The sequence below is a fragment of the Streptomyces sp. TRM68416 genome (assembly GCF_014596915.1).
GTDB lineage: Bacteria > Actinomycetota > Actinomycetes > Streptomycetales > Streptomycetaceae > Streptomyces.
In genome coordinates, this window is record NZ_JACVWU010000023.1 from 99,269 (window position 1) to 119,014 (window position 19,746).

General features: G+C 72.3%; 12 protein-coding genes. 5 read left to right on the forward strand and 7 right to left on the reverse strand.

From position 1 onward, the window contains the following. Positions 1–15: 15 nt before the first annotated feature. The 7 genes from ICC28_RS31245 to ICC28_RS31275 all read right to left on the reverse strand — a co-directional run bounded on the left by ICC28_RS31245 (position 16) and on the right by ICC28_RS31275 (position 10,294). On the reverse strand, positions 16–2,418 hold the full coding sequence (locus tag ICC28_RS31245; RefSeq protein ID WP_188292125.1) for a galactose oxidase-like domain-containing protein: 2,403 nt from the start codon (positions 2,416–2,418) through the stop codon (positions 16–18). After that, entirely contained in the window at positions 2,415–3,578 is a 1,164-nt protein-coding gene (locus ICC28_RS31250; protein WP_188292126.1) for a glycosyltransferase, read from the reverse strand. The genes ICC28_RS31245 and ICC28_RS31250 overlap by 4 nt, the downstream gene beginning before the upstream one ends. Beyond that, on the reverse strand, positions 3,575–5,221 hold the full coding sequence (locus tag ICC28_RS31255; RefSeq protein WP_188292127.1) for an ArnT family glycosyltransferase: 1,647 nt from the start codon (positions 5,219–5,221) through the stop codon (positions 3,575–3,577). The genes ICC28_RS31250 and ICC28_RS31255 overlap by 4 nt, the downstream gene beginning before the upstream one ends. Beyond that, complete coding sequence (locus tag ICC28_RS31260) at positions 5,218–6,486, reverse strand: glycosyltransferase (RefSeq protein WP_188292128.1); 1,269 nt, start codon at positions 6,484–6,486, stop codon at positions 5,218–5,220. The genes ICC28_RS31255 and ICC28_RS31260 overlap by 4 nt, the downstream gene beginning before the upstream one ends. Positions 6,487–6,625: 139 nt before the next feature. Then, entirely contained in the window at positions 6,626–8,656 is a 2,031-nt protein-coding gene (locus ICC28_RS31265) for a thioredoxin domain-containing protein (RefSeq protein WP_188292129.1), read from the reverse strand. A 130-nt stretch (positions 8,657–8,786) separates the two neighbouring features. Continuing rightward, on the reverse strand, positions 8,787–9,410 hold the full coding sequence (locus ICC28_RS31270; RefSeq protein ID WP_223189982.1) for a maleylpyruvate isomerase N-terminal domain-containing protein: 624 nt from the start codon (positions 9,408–9,410) through the stop codon (positions 8,787–8,789). Then, complete coding sequence (locus ICC28_RS31275; protein WP_188292130.1) at positions 9,407–10,294, reverse strand: NAD(P)-dependent oxidoreductase; 888 nt, start codon at positions 10,292–10,294, stop codon at positions 9,407–9,409. The genes ICC28_RS31270 and ICC28_RS31275 overlap by 4 nt, the downstream gene beginning before the upstream one ends. A 132-nt stretch (positions 10,295–10,426) precedes the next feature. On the opposite strand from ICC28_RS31275, the gene ICC28_RS31280 reads away from it, so the two are divergent. The 5 genes from ICC28_RS31280 (at position 10,427) to ICC28_RS31300 (ending at position 19,742) form a co-directional block, all read left to right on the forward strand. After that, complete coding sequence (locus ICC28_RS31280; RefSeq protein ID WP_188292161.1) at positions 10,427–11,419, forward strand: GlxA family transcriptional regulator; 993 nt, start codon at positions 10,427–10,429, stop codon at positions 11,417–11,419. 101 nt (positions 11,420–11,520) lie between these two features. After that, the gene (locus ICC28_RS31285; RefSeq protein WP_188292131.1) at positions 11,521–14,727 is read left to right on the forward strand and encodes a tetratricopeptide repeat protein; all 3,207 of its coding nucleotides are present in this window, start codon (positions 11,521–11,523) and stop codon (positions 14,725–14,727) included. 75 nt (positions 14,728–14,802) lie between these two features. Then, positions 14,803–17,523, forward strand: coding sequence for an NB-ARC domain-containing protein (locus tag ICC28_RS31290; protein ID WP_188292132.1), 2,721 nt, complete (start codon positions 14,803–14,805; stop codon positions 17,521–17,523). 6 nt (positions 17,524–17,529) lie between these two features. Continuing rightward, positions 17,530–18,768 carry a CHAT domain-containing protein gene (locus ICC28_RS31295; protein WP_188292133.1) on the forward strand — a complete coding sequence of 413 codons (1,239 nt, stop codon included), beginning with the start codon at positions 17,530–17,532 and terminating at the stop codon, positions 18,766–18,768. After that, positions 18,765–19,742: a hypothetical protein gene (locus ICC28_RS31300; protein WP_188292134.1), complete on the forward strand. Its 978-nt coding sequence runs from the start codon at positions 18,765–18,767 to the stop codon at positions 19,740–19,742. The genes ICC28_RS31295 and ICC28_RS31300 overlap by 4 nt, the downstream gene beginning before the upstream one ends. The last annotated feature ends 4 nt before the right edge of the window (positions 19,743–19,746 follow it).

Below are 19,746 nucleotides of genomic sequence, written 5' to 3' on the forward strand. Positions count from 1 at the left end.
CTCCCAGCGGAGCGCTCAGCGCCGCTTCAGGTCCTTCTTTCCGCAGGCGATCCCGTCCTTGTTGAGGTCAAGACGCAGCGGGTCGTCCTTGCCGTTGAGCTTCAGACGGCCGTAGTCGTTGGCCTTGAGCCAGTCGCAGCGGGCCTTGGTCGTGGCCTTCACGGTCGGCGGGAAGTCGGTCGGCACGCAGACGTTGGCGGAGCCGTAGTGCCGGTCGCAGCCGGAGACGGTCGGGCTGACGGCCTGCGCGGACCGCTTCTTGCCCGGCCCCTTCACCTTGCCGGACAGGTCGTCCGCGAAGGAGTGGACATGCGCCGAGGCGTCCTTCGCCTTCAGCGCCGAGGGACCCTGGAGGTGCACCCACTTCGCCACCGACGGCACGCCGTTGGCGTCGACCGCGAAGAGCATGTACCAGCCGGGCGGGGCCAGGTTGGGGTTGCTCGTCACGTTCAGGTCGACGTTGTTGCCGTCCACGCTCAGCGGCAGGTCGACGAAGCGCTGGTTCGGGTCGGAGGAGTGCGTCACCGCCGCCGGACGGATCAACTCCGCCTTGGCGACGGGCCGGTCCACGGTGATCCGCTGGGTGTCGCCGTAGTTCCACTCGGTGTCGATCACCGAAGTGATCGTCGGCCGCTCGCCCTTGAAGAGGTAGGGCGGGGTGTAGACCGACACGTTGTGGTTCCAGGAGCCGTTGCCCGGGTTGTCGCCGGTGGTCATCACCCGGCCGTCGGGGAGCAGGAACGCCGAGGCGTGGTAGCCGCGGGCCTCCGGGTCGACCGCCACCGGGTCGAAGGTCTCCGTCTCCGGGTCGAAGATCGACGTCTCGAAGACCGGGTTGGCGCGGTTGTGCAGGGCGCCGCCCGTCTCCAGCACCTTGCCGTCCGGCAGCAGCACCGCGGAGACGTACATCTTGCCCTGGTCGCCGGTCTGCGCCACGCGCCCGTTGCCGAAGTCGACGGTGCCCTGCGGGATCGGCGGCCCGGCCACGTAGGACGGGTCGGGCTGCTTGAGGTCGATGATGTCGGTCAGCCGGTTGGCGTCCGGGTTGGTGTCGATGTTGCCGCCGCCGAGGGTGAGGACCTTCTGGTCCTGCGCCGGGGGCAGCAGCACGCTCGCCGACTGGTCGCGCTCGTCCTTGTTCTGCAGGCCGGGCACCTGGGTGATGGTGTTGGCGTCGTAGTCGTAGATCGCCGAGCCGGTGCCGGGGATGTTGTTGCCGAAGACATGGCTGCCGGAGTAGAAGAGGCGGCCGTCCTGCATGAGGATCATCGACGGGTACAGGCCCCAGTACGACCAGGTCTGGTTGACCTTCCACAGCGGCTGCCACTGCTGCTCGGCCTCGGAGAAGATCTCCGCGGTCACCGAGCCGGTGGAGTCCTCCTTCAGTCCGCCGAAGGAGATGACGTCACCGTTGCCGAGGATCGTCGCCGACGGGTACCAGTGGCCGTCGTTCATGTCGTTGGTCCTGGTGTAGGTCTCGGTCTCCGGGTCGAAGATGTACGAGTCCTTGTAGCCCTGGTAGCCGATCGTGCCGTCGGCCGACGGATAGCCCTTGTTGCCGCTCATCACCAGCACCCGCCCGTCCTGGAGCTGGACGTGGCCGGCGCAGAACATGTCGTCCGGGGTGGGGATGACCTTGTAGCTGCCGTTCTGCGGGTCGTAGACGGCGGAGGTGAAGGTGCCCGCCTCGAACATCTCCTCGCTGTTGCCGGAGCCGGCGATCAGCAGCACCTTGCCGTTGTGCAGGACGACGGAGTGCATCGAGCGCACCGGGTTCTGGACGGGCAGCACGTCCCAGCGGCCGTTGGCGCACTCCTCGGCGGTGCCCGTGCAGTCCGGCGGCGGGGTGACGTCGGGGACCTGGTCCATCGTGTAGTCGTCGGTGGTCGCCGAGCCGGTGCCGTAGACGGAGACGCCCCAGCTGATGCGGTCGGTGCCGGCCGGGACCTCCGGTGTGCGGACCGTGGCCTCGGTCCAGCTCCCGGCCATGTCCAGTGTCTTGAGGTCGGTCCAGTACTGCCAGCCGGCCGTGGTGTCGTGCCGGAACAGGGTGATCGCGGCGTCCGGCGTGGTCGTCTTGTACCACAGGCCCAGGTCGTACTGCTTGCCCGGCGTGACCAGCGGCGCGCACTCGGTGGACTCGGTGATCAGCGCCTTGCGGTCGCCCTCGGCCCGGCGGGTCAGCTCGACCTTCATGGCCTTGGAGCCGGAGTGGGCGTCGGAGGTCGTGGTGAAGGTGAAGTCGTTGTCGCCCCAGCCCGATTTCGACCAGCAGGCCGGCATGTCCCCGGTGCCCGCGGTCTCGAAGCCGGGGTTCTTGATGAGGTTGGCGGCGGAGGCGGACTGGGGTGCGGCGAGGAGGAGACCGGCGGTGAGGGTGCCTACCGCCAGCAGGGCCGTTCTGCGTCGGTGTGTCATGCGGTGCGGCTCTTTCTGCGAGGGAGATACACCAGCGCTTCCGTTCCGACGAAGCGCAGGACGAACGTGATGACCAGGGCCAGCGCCGTGGCGGGCAGCACTGCCAGTCCGAAGTGGGAGACCAGCAGGGCGATCAGGGGGATCCGCAGCACCAGGTCGGCGTTGGCGAGCAGCGCGAACCGGGCCGTGCGGTCGGCCCAGTGCCGGTGCCGGCGCCGGTCGCGGAAGAGGAATTTCTCGATGAGCAGGAAGTTCCAGGCCACGCCGAACTGGTTGGCGACGATCTCCGCGGGCAGGTAGTGCAGCCCGGCCTCGGTCATCGCCCACAGCGCGGCGAGGTTCGGCACGAAGCCGGTCAGGCCGATCAGCCCGAACAGCACCATCCGGGAGAGCGGGTCGGCGGTGCGCAGCCCGGCGAGGTGCCGCAGGAAGCGCCGCCCTTCCTGCGCGGTGGACTTGGACTCGCCGGCGTACCGCTCCTGGAAGACGAACGGCACCTCGGTGACCGTACGGGGACGGTCACGGACGGCCAGCTCCAGGAGGATCTTGTAGCCGAGCGGCTTGAGTTCGTCGGCGGTGACCGAGCTGCGCCGGACGGCGAAGAAGCCGCTCATCGGGTCGCTGATGCCGTGCAGCCGGCGCGGGAAGAGGCTCTTGGTGAGCCAGGTCGCGGCGCGCGAGACGGCGATCCGGTAGCCGCCCGCGAGTCCGGCGCGGCTGCCGCCCTTGATGTAGCGGGAGGCGACGACCAGTCCCGCGCCCGCGTGTTCGCCGGTGGCGACCAACTCCGGTACCAGCGAGGGCGGATGCTGGCAGTCGCCGTCCATGACGACGACCCAGTCGGAGCCGGCCGCCCGGATGCCCTCGACGACCGCTCCGCCGAGCCCGCCGACGGGCTCGTCCCGGTGCAGCACGGTGACCGGGAAGGGGCAGTCCTTGGCGGCCTCGTCGATCACCGCGGGGGTGTCGTCGGTGGAGTCGTCCACGAAGACGACCTCGCAGGGCAGCCGCGCGGGCACCGACTCGGTGATCTGGTGCAGCAACTCCCGTATGTTCTCGGACTCGTTGAAGGTCGGTACGACGATGGTGACGGCCGCGGGCTCGGGGAGGACCTCGGTTTCCGTCAGCTCGGGTACCGGTGCGGTGTGCTCCTGGCTCATCGGGCGCCTCCCGCCGGCTGGATCTGCCGGATCTCGATGCGGTCCTCGCCCTTGCCGAAGACGGCGACCGGTGCCGAGTGGTCGATGGCCGCCTGCACGTTGGGCAGGTCGGCCGCGTCGCGCCGTACGGTCGGTGAGGCGACGACGTAGTCGAGGTCGCGCCAGCCGCGCGGCATCGTCTTCGTCACCGCCGGGTCCAGGTCGGCCTTGTAGAACCAGATGACGCCGGTGCCGGGCCGGTACCCCGCGTGCACCAGGTCCAGCCAGAGCGCGTCGTCGACGAGTACCCGCGTGTCCTCGGGCTTCTCCACTTCTGTCGCCAGCCAGTTGGAGGCGGCCTGATAGGGGGCGTTGGCGTCGGCGGTGACGGCGGTGTGGATGCCGTCGTACCAGCGGGGTACGACGTAGGCGCCGGCGGCGAGGGCGAGGACCGCGGCGAGGGTGTACCGGCCGCGGGTCTTCCACCGCCGCTCGTCGGGGAGCCGTCCTCTGCGCACCACGGCGTGGGCGATGCTCGCGGTGCCTCCGGCCAGGACGAGGGCGAGGAAGGGCAGCGCCTGGATGACGTACATGGCGGGCAGGTAGCCGTTGGGGCGCAGGGCCAGCACGGCGAGGATCGCCACCGCGAGGGCGGGTCCGGCCAGGGCGCGGGCGGTGACCGACCAGCGGCGGACGACGAGCAGCAGCAGGGCGCCGGCCAGGCCGCCGAGGGGCAGGACGCGGTCGTAGTACAGCCACGATTGCAGGACGCCGTGGGAGCCCGAGCCCTGGTCGAGGATGAAGCCCGAACCGGGTCTGGTCATCTGGTACTTGACGCCGTCCCAGAGGGAGACGTGTCCGCTGCCGGGCAGCAGTTCTCCCTTGAGCAGGGCGAACAGCGGGTAGGAGAAGCCGATCAGGGCGCAGGCCGTGATGGCACCGGTGACGGCGAACTTGCGGGTGTCGCGGTGGCTGTGCCGCCACATGGTGAACAGGACCGCGGGCAGGACGAGGAGCATCGTCTCCTTGGTGAGGACGGCCGTCGCGGCCGCGATGCCCGCGCCGAAGTGGTGCCAGAGGTGGCGGCTCGGGGAGGCGGCGAGGGTGAACGCCAGCAGCGTCCACATCACCGCGAGGTTGTCGAGGAAGATCTCCCGCTGGAGGATGACCGACAGCGGCGAGAGGCCGAACAGGGCCATGGCGAGCCCGGCGGCCCAGCGCGGCAGGGCCAGGCGGCGGCCCAGGACGTAGACGAGGACCGCGCTGATGCCGCTGATCACCAGCATGGCGGCGCGCATCGAGCCCACGGTCATCGACTCGGGGCTGATCAGCGACGGTATCCAGGTGAGCAGGGCGATCTGTATCCAGCCCAGGGGCGGATGGTCGTACCAGTAGGTGTAGTGGGCCAGGCCCCGGCCCTCCTGGACGGCCCAGGCCTGGGCGAGGTAGGTGCCCTCGTCGTCGCTGAGGGTCGGGTAGTCGGCGATGTTCCAGCCCTGCACGACGAGGATCGCGACGAGGAGGACCCCGCACAGGACGAGGTCGGGGCGGGAGGAGCGCAGCCGCTTCGGCGGCTCCGGCCGGCCGGTCGAACCGGTGTCAGGCGCAGGCTGCCGCTGCGCGGGAACCTTGGGGGTGGTCACCGCGGAAAGGGTGGAGGTCACGCGGGGACGTCCTCTCGGGTCGCTTCGGACTGGTCGAGGTGTGCGCCGACGTGGGTGGTGAGCTCCCAGTCGTTGCGGCCGCGCTGCTCGCGCCAGACGGCACGGACCGCGGCGCCGGCGAGGAGCACCTGGTAGAAGGGGCCGCCGACGATGAGTTTCAGGTAGTGCACGAAGCGGACGCGAAGCCCGTACTGCTTGCCGAAGTCGTGCAGGCCCACGACCTCGAAGACGAAGGTCACCAGCGCGGTGACGGCCGGCAGGAAGGTGATGAAGGCGATGGAGACCGGGACGTCGAGGAAGAGCGCGATCGCGATGTTGAGCGGGATGATCACGCCGGTGAAGGCCTGCATGAACGGTGTCATCAGGGTGTAGCGGGCGAGCAGCCGCTGGCCGAGGGTCGGCAGTTGCTTCCAGTCCTTCTTCCGGTAGACCTGGAGGAAGCCCTGGTTCCAGCGGGTGCGCTGCTTCAGCAGGGACATGAGGCTGCCCGGGGTCTCCTCCCGGGTCACCATGTCGGAGTCGTAGGCGACGACGACCTTCTTGCCGACGCTGGACAGCCGTACGCCCAGGTCGCAGTCCTCGGCAAGGCAGTCGGGGTCCCAGCCGCCGGCCTCGCGCAGGACGTCGGTGCGGACGAAGACGGTGTTGCCGCCGAGCGGGATGAACCCTTTCTGCGCATGCAGGTGCAGCCGGGAGCGGAACCAGAAGAAGTACTCGAGGCAGTTGCGCAGGCTGTACCAGCTGGAGTGGAAGTTGATCAGCTGGACGCCGCCCTGGACCACGTCCGCCCGGGTGCTGCGGAAGGCGTGGTCGACGTGGGCGAGGAGCTCCGGGTGGACCTGGTCCTCGGCGTCGAAGACCCCGACGACGTCGCCGCGGCAGTGCGGCAGCGCGGTGTTCATGGCCTTCGGCTTGTTCTTCTTCTCGTGGGTGTCGACGACGACCCGGACGCGCCGGTCGCGCGCGGCGGCGCGCTCGGCCACGGCCGTGGTCTCGGGGTCGTCGTGCCCGACGATGACGATGATCTCGAAGTCGGTGTGGCTGGACTCCAGCAGCCGCTGGATGGTGTGGTCCAGCACGGCCTGCTCGTGCCGTGCGGGAAGCAGCAGTGAGAACGACAGATGCCCGCCGCCGTCCGGACTGCGGAACCGGGTGGAGGCGAGCACCTCGGGCGTACGCCACGCGTGCATCTGCCACCACAGGGTGAAAGCCGCCATCCAGAACAAGGCCAGCGAGACGACGGCTATGAAGACAGACGTCAGCAAAAAGATCCCCCCAGATCCCAGAACCCCCTGTCGCAACGGCCAGTCACACCCGTCGCGCCACTGTGGAGAGGTTAGGGGGGAACTGTGAAGCGTGGGGGCCCTTCCGATAAATAGCGTGTTTCGGCCGAGTGTGACTACCTCAGCCGCGCAACGCCGCCCGCAGCCGCTCTACTTCGGTCGTGGGGGCGTCACAAGTGAAGTTACGGCAGACATAAGCGGTCGGTTCACCGCCGACGAGACTCCGGTCCGCGAGCAGCGGCAGTTCCTCGCGCCCCGGCAGCCCCACGGCTACCACAGCGCCGGGGGCGGTGCCGAGAAGTGCCGTACGGTGCAAGGCCTTTGTGGCGGGGTCGTCGAGCGCGGGCCCGACCACCGCGATCTCGCGCGGCCCGTCGAGCTGCGCCTCGGCGACGGCCAGCCCCCAGCCGATGAACCGCGGCACGCGCGGCCCGAGCGCCTTCACCACGCCCAACGCCCTTACCGCGGCGGCACGATGGGGCTCGGCGCCGGTCTGCGCGGCATAGCTCAGCAGCGCGCCCGCCGCCGCGGTCCAGCCGGACGGGGCGGCGTTGTCGGTCGGGTCCTGCGGCCGGCGGATGAGCCGCTCGGCGTCGGAGGCCGTGTCGAACAGCGCCCCCGACTCCTCGTCGACGAACCGGGCGAGGACGTGGTCGAGCAGGAACCCGGCGAATTCCAGCCACACCCCCTCCCCCGTCACGGACGCGAGCGCCAGGAACCCCTCCGCGACATCGGCGTAGTCCTCCAGCACCCCCGCATGGGCGCCCACCCGCCCGTCCTTGCTGGTACGCGCGATCCGCGCCTGCTCGTCCAGGTGCAGCCGTACGAGGAGATCGGCGGCGCCGAGCGCGGCCTCGACGAGGTCGGGGCGGTCGAAGTAGGCGCCGGTCTCGGCCAGCGCGGCGATCGCCAGGCCGTTCCAGGCGGCGACGATCTTGTCGTCGCGTCCGGGGGCGGGCCGCTCGGCACGCACGCCGAGGAGCCGCTCCTTGACGGAGGCGACCTTCCCGGCGTCGAACACGCTCTGGTGCTGTGGCAGTTGGAGCACGGACGCGCCGTGCTCGAAGGTGCCCTCCTCGGTCACGCCGAAGTACTGCGCGGCGAGTTCGGCGTCGTCGCCGAGGGCCTGCCGGAGCTGCTCGGGCGTCCACACGTAGTAGGCGCCCTCGACGTGCTTGCCGGTCCCGTCGTCGCTGTCGGCGTCGAGGGCGGAGGCGAACCCGCCTTCGGCCGTGCGCAGTTCACGCACCATGAAGTCGGCGGTCTCCAGCGCCACGCGCCGCGCCAGTTCCGATCCGGTGGCCCGCCAGAGATGAGCGTAGACCCGACACAACAGCGCATTGTCGTACAGCATCTTCTCGAAGTGGGGCACCACCCAGTCCCGGTCCACGGAGTACCGCGCGAACCCGCCCCCGAGCTGGTCGTAGATCCCGCCCCGCGCCATCCGCTCACAGGTGTCCTGCGCCATCTGCAGGGCCCCCTCGGACCCGGTCCGCGCATGGTGCCGCAGCAGGAACTCGACGACCATGGACGGCGGGAACTTGGGCGCACCCCCGAAGCCGCCGCGCTGCGGGTCGTACTCCCGGGTGAGCCCGAGCAGCGCCTGCGCCAGCTCCTCCTCACCGGGCGCCTCCGTGCCCCCGTAGGAGATCTCCCGCCCCGCCAGGTCCCGCACGATCTTCCCGGCGACCTCGGCGACCTCGTCCCGGCGATCCCTCCAGGCCTGCCCGACCCCCTCCAGCACCTGCCGGAACGACGGCATGCCGTGCCGGGGCGCGGGCGGGAAGTAGGTCCCGAAGTAGAAGGGCTCGGCCTCGGGCGTCAGGAACACCGTCATGGGCCAGCCCCCCTGCCCGGTCGCCGCCTGCACGGCCTCCATGTAGACGGCGTCCACGTCGGGCCGTTCCTCGCGGTCGACCTTGATGCTGACGAAGTGGGCGTTGAGGTAGTCGGCCGTCTCCTGGTCCTCGAAGGACTCGTGCGCCATGACATGACACCAGTGGCAGGCGCTGTAGCCGACGCTCAGGAACACGGGGACGTCACGCCGCCGGGCTTCCTCGAACGCGTCGGCCTCCCAGGGCCACCAGTCGACGGGGTTGTCCGCGTGCTGGAGGAGGTACGGGGACGTGGCCTGCGCAAGTCGGTTCGGCATACCCCCATCCTTGCGCACCGGCCGCCGCCCCGCCCATGCGCCACGGGGCGGCGTGCGAACGGGGTCGGATGCCGGTCGGTCGGCGGCGTGGGCGGGTCGTCCGAGGTCCCGAGCCGGTTCTCGGGCGGTGTCAGCGGACGGTTCCGTCCCACTGCCAGGCGGAGCGGCGGCCCAGGCCGGGGAGGGCGGCTCGGCCGGTGGACCACAGGAGGGTGTCGCAGGGGCGGTGGCCGGGCGGGGCCTCGGGGAAGAGGCGGCTGAGGACGGCTTCGGCGAGGCTGTCCGACGGGGGGTGCGGGGTGCCGAGGGCGGCGGTGATGTCGTAGGTGTGCAGGGCGAGTTCGACGGCTCCCATGGCCGCGAAGCCGGAGCTGTCGGAGTGGCCCCAGGGGTGCCACGCCCGGACGTCGCCGGGCGTGGAGTCGACCGTCCGGGCGAGCAGCGAGGCGGCGATCCCGACTCCTTCCAGGCAGACGTCGACGGAGGCCTCGGGGTCGAGCGAGGCGTGCAGGGCCACATACCTGTCCTGCGGGCGGGCGATGAGCAGTCCGGCGTATCCGGTCAGGCCGAGGGCCAGATGGCCGAGGGTCTGCCGGCACGTCCAGTCGAGGCCGTGGGCGGGGCGTGTCCAGTCCCGGCCGGCCCGCTCGTGGAGCACGGCCAGGCACTCCTGGGCGGTCGCGGTGAGGAGGCCGCTCCAGCGACCGGCGGCGCGCTTGTCGTCGTAGGCGAACCGGGTTGCCGTCACGGTCATTTGCCGCCTTCCTGCCGCTTCAGCACCTCGATGACGGCCGCGTAGCTGTCGGATCCGTGCCCCGCCCGGTGGGCCCTGCGCATGGTGTCCCGCAGCAGCTCGGGCAGGGCGGTGTCGACGCCCCGGTGCGCGGCGGCGTGGATGAGGTGGTCGACGGTCGCGATCTGTACGTCGATGGTGGCGTCGTCCCCGGGATAGCGGCCGGCGTCGACCTGGGGCGCGTACGTGGTCAGGAACCCGGCGACGGTGGTGAGCCAGCGGATCGCCACCGGGGTGAAGTCGGTCGCCGGCGTCTTCTCGGCGCCGACCAGCGCGGTGCCGTGCAGCCACCCGGTCATGGTGGCCCACATCAGGCCGAGCAGGGCGGCGTCGTAGAGGGAGGCGAGCCCGGGGTCCTCGCCGAGGAACACCGGGTCGCCCAGGGCCTCCAGCGCCGTCCGCCGGGAGTCGAAGACGTCGCGCGCACCGCTGTACAGGAACATCATCCCGGCGCCGACCCCCGGCGGGGTCGTCATGACCGCGCCGTCGAGGTACCGCGCGCCGTGGGTCCCGGCCCAGTGGGCGGCCTCGTTCGCCTGCTCCGGCGAACCCGACGTCAGGTTGATGAGCGTCTTGCCCGCGAGGGCGTCGGCGACGGGGTCGAGGAGGGTGTGCATCACGTCGTAGTCCAGTACGCAGACGACGGTCAGCTCACTCGCCTCGATCGCCTCCGCCGGGGTCGCCGCCTGGCGGGCGCCGCGTTCGACGAGCGCCCGCGCCTTGTGCGGCGACCTGTTCCACACGGTCGTCGGGTGGCCGCGGTCCAGGAACGCGGCGGCCAGCGCCGAGCCCATCGAGCCGAGTCCGACGACGGTGACAGCGACGGCCTGGCGGTCGGGGTTCATGGCACAGCTCCTCATGGTTCGGTGGGTGACGGTTGATCACGTACCGACCACGGTGGCAGCGCGCCGGGGCGCGGGACAGTGACACCGGTGACGGCGTTCACCAAATTCCTGCCATAGCCTTTCGGCATGGGTATGGGTACCGGTTCCGTCGCCGTGGTCGTCCCCGGGCACATCACCGCCCCGTCGTGGGACCTGTACGAACTGAGCATCGCCTGCGCGGTCTTCGGGACCCCGCAGCGCGATCTGGCCGACCCCTGGTACGAGTTGCGGCTGTGCGGGACCGGCGAGGACGGATCCGGCCCCGCCGGCGCGGGATTCGCGCTGCGGACCCCGCACGGCCTCGACGACCTCGTCGGCGCGGGCACGGTGATCGTGCCCTCGGTCCCGGACGCGTGCGTCGAGGAGGGCGAGCCGCTGCCCCCGGCGCTGATCACCGCGTTGCGACGGGCCTACGACTCCGGCGCCCGCATGGTCTCCCTGTGCAACGGCGCCTTCGCGCTCGCCGAGGCCGGCCTGCTCGACGGGCGCCCGGCCACCGCGCACTGGATGCACACCGCCCAACTCGCCGAGCGCTACCCGAAGGTGCGGGTGGACGACTCCGTGCTGTACGTCGACGACGGCGACGTCCTCACCAGCGCGGGCCTGACCGCGGGCCTCGACCTCTGCCTGCACCTGGTCCGCCGCGATCTCGGCGCCCACATCGCCAACCAGCTCGCCCGCCGCATGGTGGTGCCCGCCCACCGGCCCGGCGGCCAGGCCCAGTTCATCGACCTCGCCGTCCCGCACGCCGACGACGACCGGCTGAGCCCGGTGCTCGACTGGGCCCGCGCCCACCTCGACGGGCCCCTCACCGTGCAGGACCTGGCGCGGCGCGCGTCGATGAGCCCGCGCACGTTCTACCGCCGTCTGCACGCGGCCACCGGCACCACGCCGCTGCAGTGGATCCTCAACCAGCGCCTCGGACGCGCCCAGAGCCTGCTCGAATCGACGGACCTCCCGATCGAGAGGATCAGCGAACTGAGCGGCCTCGGCACGGCCAACAACCTGCGTCACCACTTCCTCAAGCAGTTCGGCGTACCGCCGGGCCACTACCGCCGCGCGTTCCCGCCGGGCAACCAGCCGTGAAGGATCCCGTCGGCCGCCGGTCTCCCCGCCCCCTCCCCACGGCGCCGCGTCCGCAGCACACTTGACCAAGAACTGCCGTTGCCGCAGGAGGGGGACGTGACATGCGGGACAGCCACCGGATGGAGGCCGAGCGGCTGTTGGCCCGGGCCGTGGAGGAGGAGGTGCGGCGCTCGGGCGGACGGATCGACGGCGGTGTGCTGCTGTCGCGGGCGCGGGGCGCGCTGGACGCGATGGCGCAGACCGCGGCCGAGGAGTACGAGGCGTACACCCGCGCCCTGGACGAGGCGGAGGCCGGGCGGCTCACCTTCGGGCAGCGGTACGCGCGCGAGGGCGGCGGGACCCCGCTGCTGGTGGCGGGCGTGGCGGGGGTCGCCACAGTGGTCGCCGACCTGGCGCTCGGCACGGGCGCGGGGACGGCGCTCGGGGCGGGCGTGACCGTGGGGGTGGTCGGTGCGGCGACGACCGTGGTGAAGGTGGCCGGGGTGCATCTGCCGGCCGCGCACCACCGGGCGGGTGCCGTCGGCCAGCCCGGCGGCCCGGAGCAGTTGCGGTTGCAGTGGCTGACCGCGCTGGAGGTACGCGGGATCCGCCCGTTCCTGGACCAGCAGCGGGTGCTGAGCGCGTCCACGGGGCCCAAGAAGCCGGGGCCGCAGTTGCGCGGCACCGACAAGAGCGCGGCGGCCCGCGGCCGCAGTGTGCTGGAGCAGTCCTTCGGTCAACTCCCGGAGGCGGAGGAGCCGTTCGCGGGGCGGCGGCAGGAGCTGGCGCGGATCCGGCAGTGGGTGCAGGCGGCCCGCGCGAGCACCGAGACCCGGCCGACGGTCGTGATGCTGCACGGGGCGCCCGGCAGCGGCCGTACGGCGCTGGCGGTGCGGGCCGCGCACGATCTGAAGGACCAGTTCCGCGGCGCGTGCCTGGTCGATCTGCGCGGCGGCAGCGGGGAGGAGCCGCCGCTGTCCACCCGGGACGCCCTGCTGCACCTGCTGAACCGGCTGGGCGCCCCCCGTGAGCAGTTGCTGTTCCGTGAGCGTTCCTCCCCCGACCAGCAGGTCAAGCGGCTCGGCGAGCTGTACCACCAGCATCTGACGGGGCTGCCGGTGACGATCGTCCTCGACGACGCCTCCGACGCCGAGCAGGTCCGTACCCTCGTCCCCGAACGCTCCGACAGCCTGGTCCTGGTCACCGCCCGGGACCCGCTCGACCTGCCGGCCGACCTCGCGGCCTGGGTGCACCGGCTGCCGGTGGAGCCCCTTGAGGAGGCGGGTGCCGAGGAGCTGCTGGGCGCGGCGGCGCAGGACGCCTCCGGGCCCTACGACGCCGAATCCGCCGACGAGATCCGCACGTTGTGCGGCGGCCTGCCGCTGGCGCTGCGGATCGCGGGCTCCTCGCTGGGCCCGCGTTCACCGCGCCGGCTCGCGGCCGATCTGGGCGCCTACGGTCCGGTGGAGCCGGTGGAGCGGGCGCTGTGGCTGCGCTACACCGACCAGTCGGAGCCGGCCCGGCGGCTGCTGCGCCGGCTCGCGCTGGCCGGGCGGGCGTCCCTGGGCACCGCGGCGGCGGCCGCCCTGCTGGCGACGGACGAGACGGAGGCCACCCGCCACCTGGTCGCCCTCTCCGACGCGGGGCTGATCGACCATGTCCGCGGCAGCCGTTACCGGCTGCACGACCTGGTCCGCGCCTTCGCCCACGCCCGCCTCCTGGACGAGGAGGAGCCCACCGAGCGGGCGGCGGCGCAGGAACGGCTGATCGTCAACTACGCGGACCTCGCCGACTCGGTGCTGCGCCTGGTCGACGGCAACATGTCGACCCGCTCGGACCGGTTCAGCCCGCACGGCTTCACCTCCCTCGACGAGGCGCTGCGCTGGCTGGACGACGAGTCGAGCTTCATCACGGCGGCACTGCGGCAGGCGGAGGGCGTGAACCAGGCGGCGGTGCTGGAGCTGCTGGGCGCGCTGTGCGACTACTGCCTGCTGCGCGGCGACCTGTACCGGCTGGGCGAGATCAGCGAGCTGGCCCAGGACGTCGACCAGGGCCTGCTGATGCGGTCGGTGCAGTGGCGCACGGGCATCGCGGCACGCCAGCTCGGCGAGCTGGACAAGGCGCGTACGACGCTGGCGTCGGTCGTCGACCTGTACCTGGAGGCCCATCACGACGCGGGAGCGGCCCGCGCCCTGTGCTCCCTCGGCATCACCCTGCACCACCAGGGCCGGCTGGCGGAGGCCGAGCGGAAACTGCGGGAGGCCCTGGACCTCCAGCAGCCGCCCCAGCTCGCCACTGACCGGGCCTGGACCATGCACGCCCTGGCCGCCGTGGAACGCGACCGCGCGCGTCTGTCGGAGGCGTGGGACCTGCTGAACCGTTCCCTTGAGCTGCACCGCGCGGGCGGCTCGGTGCACGGCGAGGCCTGGGCCCACTTCCAGCTGGGCCAGCTCGGCCTGCGCATGGGCGACGTCCCGCGCGCGGAGCAGGAACTGCACACCGCCCTCGACCTGTACGGCCGTACCCGCGACGCCCGCGGCGAGGCCTGGGCGCTGACCCAGCTGGCCCGCGCCCGCCTGGTCGCCGGCGACCCCTCCCCCGCGGTCGACGGCCTGCGGCAGGCGGCCTCCCGGCACCGCGACAACGAGGACGCCCGCGGCGAGGCCTGGACGGTCTACTACCTGGGCCAGGCCCTGGAGGAGACCGGCAGCCTGGACCTCGCCGTCCGCGAACTGGAACGTTCCCGCACGATGTTCTCCCGCATCCGGGACGTCTACGGCCTGGCCTGCGCCCGCCACCACTCGGCCCGCGCCACCCGCGACCAACGCGCCGCCCAGACCGGCTCGTTGCGCAACTCCGGCTTCGCCCGCCAGCTCCTCGTCGACGCCCGCGCCGACTTCCAGCGCATCGGCGTCGCCCACGGCGAGGCCTGGACCTGCCTGGAACTCGCGGTCGTCGAAGCCGGCAACTCCCGCAATCAGCAGGCCCTCTCCCTGTGCGACGAGGCAACCACCCTCTTCACCTCCTACGGCGACCGCCGCGGCGAGGACTGGTCCCGCTTCCTGCGCTGCACCCTCCTCCCCTACGCGGCGCCGGGCGGCGTCGAAGTCGGCACGGCGGTGGCCCAGGAGGAGCTCTCCCAACTCGCCCGCTCCGGCCACCCCTTGCGGGACGAGAAGCTGGAGGAGTACATCGGCGCCTACCAACTGCTGCTGGAGCGGGGCGTGAGCCTGGAGACGGGCTGGCAGGCCTGGCGGCTGGGGATGGTGCCCGGCCGGCATGCGCGGGAGGTCATGGGGGTGGGGGTGGCCGCGGCGGACCGGGGGTGATGTGGCGGGTTCTGCTGGCGGGCCGGGCGTGCGGCTGGGAACGTGGTGGCGTGGTCGAGTGCGGGGGAGGATCCGGTGGAACGTGACCTGCGCAAGCCCACGGGGCCGCCGGACGACGACGGGTTCGTGGGGCGGGAGCGGGAACTCCGCGACCTCCGCATCCAGGAACTGACCTCCCCCTACGTGCTCGTCCTGCACGGACCGGCGGGCGTCGGCAAGTCGGCCCTGGCCGCCGAGGCGGTACGGCGCTACGTCGAAGAGCGCGAGAGGTCGGGGTCGCACCCGGTCCCGGTGCACTGGCTCTCCCTCGGCGACACCGTGGACGTGGAGGGCGTACTGCTCCGGCTGCTCGCCGAGAGCGGGGCACCGCGCGGCCCCGTCCTCCGGGCGGCCCTGGGGCCCGACCGGAAGTTCGGCCGCACGCTGCGGAACGAGTGCGGCAGTCGTCTCGGCGAACGCGTCGTGGTCCTGGACGACGTACGCCCGGCCGCGGCCCGGCGCCTGCTGTCGGTGCTGCGGCTCTGCGACAGACTCACGGTGATCATCACCTCGCGCCGGAAACGGGGCTGGCGGCACGCAGACCGGCTGTACGAGGTGGGGCCGCTGGAGCCACGGGACGCCGCCGCGCTCTTCTCGGCCGTCTCCGGCTCCTCGGCCGAGGTGACGCCCGCCGCGGGCATGCACCCGCAGCTCGTGCGCATCGCCGGTGCACTCGTCCGGGAACTGCCGCCGCACGCCCTGGTGGAGGAGCGGCCGGACGTGCTCGTCCTGTTGGCTCTGCAGCAGTGCACTCCCCAGGAACTCCATCTCCTCGACACCCTGGCGGCGCGGCCGTCCCGTATCCCCTTCGGCCTTCGGTCGCTGCACTGGGACGGCGAACTCGACGGCCTGCTGAGCAAGCAGTTGGTGCGTCGGTGGCGCAAGGACGAGTTCTTCCTGCCGGCCCCGGTGGGCGACGCGGTGCGCCGGTACATGTCCTCGGGCCGGTCCTCGGCCGTGGTGGCGTCGGACATGGCCGAGGCCGCCGGGCAGACCGCCCACGACACGGCGGCCCGGTTGGACGGACGGCCCGAGCGGGTGTCCGACCACGGGCCTTCGACCGCACTGACACCCGCCGAACTCGCCTGGCACATCGACGAGTTCATGACGCTGATGACGGATGCCCGAGGGCCTCGCGGGATGCCGCGGGCGGGGCAGCTCGCGGCGGCGCTGGCGCCCACCCTGGCCGTCCTCCGGGACGCCCACCGGCTCGTGGCCCTGCACCGGAGGATGAAGAAGCGCCGCGAGGTGCACCGCGCCCTGTGCTCCCTCGCCCGCGGCCTGGGCCTGCTCACCGAGGCGCAGGCGCTGCTCGACGGCGACACCAGCCCCTACGCCGTCCACGAGAGAGCCGCGAACCACCAACACCGCGGGCATCTGGACGACGCCCTGGCCGCGCTGGGCCCGGAGCCCGAGACGGAGGACCTCCACGCCGCCTGGAACCTCCTGGTGCGCGGGGCCGTGCTGTGCGACCAGGGCAAGGTGCTGGAAGCCACCCGTCATCTACAGCTCTCCGCCCACCTGCACCGGATGTTCGACTGCCCTCGCGGACGCGGCTGGGCGCTGCTGCATCTCGCCCGGGTGAGTCTGCTGCGCGGCCTGACCACGGAGGCCGGGCGACAACTGGCGCAGGCCGAGCGGACACTGCGGTCCGTCGGGGACGTGCGCGGACAGAACTGGGTGGCCACCGAACGCGTACGGCTGCAGGGGCAACTCGGAGCCGGCACACCGGCGCGCGACACGGCGGAGGAGGCGATCGCGGCGCACAAGTCCGCCGGGGACCTCCGGGGCGTCGGCTGGACCCACCTCTGGCTCGGCCGCCTGGAGGCCGCGTCGGGCCGGGTCCACAAAGCGCGGTGGCAGTGGGCGCATGCCGACGAGTACTTCGCACTGTGCCAGGACGCGCTCGGTCATGCCTGGACACAGCATCGGACGGCGCTGCTCCCGCCCCCGGACGGGTACCGGTCTCCCGGCGTCGGGGTGGAGGAATGGCTGGACATCCACCGGGAGTTCGTCGAGATCGGCTGCACACACGGGCGCGCCTGGACGTTGGTGGAACTCGCGGCGCGCGTCCCCGGCGCGGAGCTGTCGGCCGCGTTCCTGTCCACCGCGGACACGGACTTCGAGCTGCTGGACGACAGCGGCGGCCGCTCCTGGGTGCGGGCTGTGCAGGCCGTACACGGCGGCGACCCCCACCGGTTCGCGCCCCTCGATCCCGTCGACATGCCGTGGGCCGACCAACTGACGCTCGAGATCAGCGCGTTCTTGGACGCCGGAGGCGACCGCGGCATCCCGGCCCGCGCCCGCGACCTCGTCCTCACCTCTTCGGGGGACGACCTCGCGGAGGCGGGTCCCGGCCTCCGCGGCCCCCGCTGCCGCGTCCGCATCACCCTCCTCGACGAATCCCCCACCGCCGGGACGACCTCCCGTCTCCTGGTCCGGGTCTCGCCCCAGGACGGCCACCCCTGGGCGGTGGACGCCGAAGCGGCACCGTGGCTGACCGCCACCGCGCTCCCGCTGACCCGCGCCTCCCTCGAACCCGCCTCCGCGCTCCTGCGGCCCTCCCGACTGGCGGAGCACGGTGCCGAGTTCGACTTCGTCCCGCACCGCACCGGAACCCACCGGATCCGGTTCACCATCGCCCTCGAACGCACCGGGACGGTCCTGCAGCAGGTGGAGACGGAACTCGACATCCTCGACAACGACGAGCCGGGCAGCCGCGGCGCGCCCCACGCCGTCACACCCCGCGGACGTTAGCCCGCCATGCCCACCGAACTCCATGTGCACGTCGTGCAGGACCCCAGCCGCGGGTTCACCACCCTGCCGGACCGGCTGACCCGCGGCCCGGACGTCACCGTCTGCCTGGACAGCCTGGGCGAGGACCGCATCAGGGCACGGCTGTACGGCCCCGCCGTGCCGTCACTGCACGGCACCGAGCACAAGGTGGACCTCGCGGTGCGCCCGGCCGACGTGCGGGCGGCGGCGGCCCGGCTGTGCCGGCAGTGGAAGGAGCACTTCGTCGATCACGAGCCGTACGCGTCCCTGACGGACCTGCGGTCGCGTCCGGCCGAGGAGTTGCGGGAGATCGTCGACGAACTCGCCCTGTGCGGTTCGGAGTTCCTCTACGGCACGCTCCTCGGCGGGGCCGATCCGCGTGTCGAGCGCTTCCGCGGCTATCTGACGGAGGCGCTCGGCCGGGAGGAGGGGCTGCGGGTCCGCTTCGACTCGGACCTGCATGTGCCGTGGCCCATGGTGTGCCTGGAGGGGAAGGACGTGACGGTGTACTCGCCGTCCCTCTTCCGCCGCTTCCTCGGCCACCGCCACCAGATCGAGCAGACCGGCGGGGCCTACCCCTGGCTCGTCGGCCTGCGCGAGGCCCCCGCCGTACCGGCCGTCAGCCTCAACCACGACACCCGCATCGACCGCAGGGGCCGTACCAGAGCCCCCGAGGTGGCCGCCGTACTCAACAAGGGCACCCGGTTCAGGGAGCGCACGACCCACCGCGAGCTGGTCAACGACCTCGGACAGGCGGATCTCAACGAGCAGTTGATGTACTTCTGGTGCCACGGCCACTTCGTGGACAACGGCTCCCAGCCCGCCTCCCTCGCCCTGCGGCTGACCGACAACAAGACCATCGACGCCCAGACGGTACGGGACCGTCGGCGCCGCTTCGGCGATGAAACCCCCTTCCAGCCGTTCGTCCTGCTCAACGCCTGCCATGCCGGGGTGCCCGAGGGCGGCGGCGACCACAAGTTCCTGAGCCTCGCGCTGATCGACGCGGGCGCGCGGGGCGTGCTGGGCCCGCAGATCGAGATGCCGCAGGTCTTCGCGGCCGAGTACGCGCTGGAGTTCCTGACCCGCTACCTCGACGGCACCGAGACCGCCGGCCGCATCGCGCACGCCGTCGCCCGGCACTTCGCCGACACCCTGCACAACCCGCTGGGCTTCGCCTACGCCCTGCACAACGGCATGGACACCCGGCTGGAACGGGCCGCCGTGTGAACGAGATCCATGCCGTCCACCTCGGGCCCGACGGCCGGCTGCTGGAGGAGACCGCCCGCGGCCTGCGTCCCGTCCCCGCCGACCGGCTGCTCGACCACTTCGCGGAGGAGCTGACGCCACCGGAGTGGGCCACCGACGTCGTGGTGTACGCGCACGGCTGGCGCACCCCGCCCGGTGACGCCCGCGCGATGGCCGAGGGGCTGCTGGGGCTGGCGGACGGGCAGTACCGGCGGCAGCGGGAGCTGTACCCCGGGCTGCCGGAGTGGCGGCCGTGGACAGTGCTGCTGTGCTGGCCCTCGGGTGCCCGGCGCGGACTGGGCGAGTACCGCAGGATGCGCGACCGGGCGCACGCGCTGAGCACGGACGGGCATGCGGGCCGTGTCCTCGGGCAGCTGCTGGGGTACGTCGACGCCCGGCGCGGCGATCCGGCGGCGCCGCCGGTGCTCGCCACGCGCGAGGGGCAGTATCTGCACCTGGTCGGGCACTCCTTCGGGTGCCGGGTGCTGTGCGAGGCGGTGCAGTGGGCGGCCGAGGGCCCGGCCACGCTGGGCTGGAGCATGCCCCGGCCGCCGGACCGGCCGTTCACCGCGGACTCGATGCTGCTGTTCCAGATGGCAGCCCCGCGCGACGCCTTCGCCACGCTGTTCACCGCGCTCGACGCGGCCCCGCTGCACGGCCCGGTCGTGGCGACGTACGCGCAGGCCGATCTCGCCGCCGGCTTCTGGCACGTGCGGGCCGAGAAGGGGCCGGGGGTCGGCTACGCGGGCATCGGGACCGCGCCCGCGCCGGTCTCCGGCATCCGGATGCGCGGCACGGGCGAGCCGTATCCGCACGACGCCCTCGACCACCGGTTCGTCAGCGTCGACGCCTCGGACGTGTTCGTCCGCAGGCGCGGCTGGTCGGGCGCGCACTCCGACCACGTACGGCCGGAGTCGGCGCACCTGCTGCTGTCACTGGCGCACCACGCGAGGTGACGCG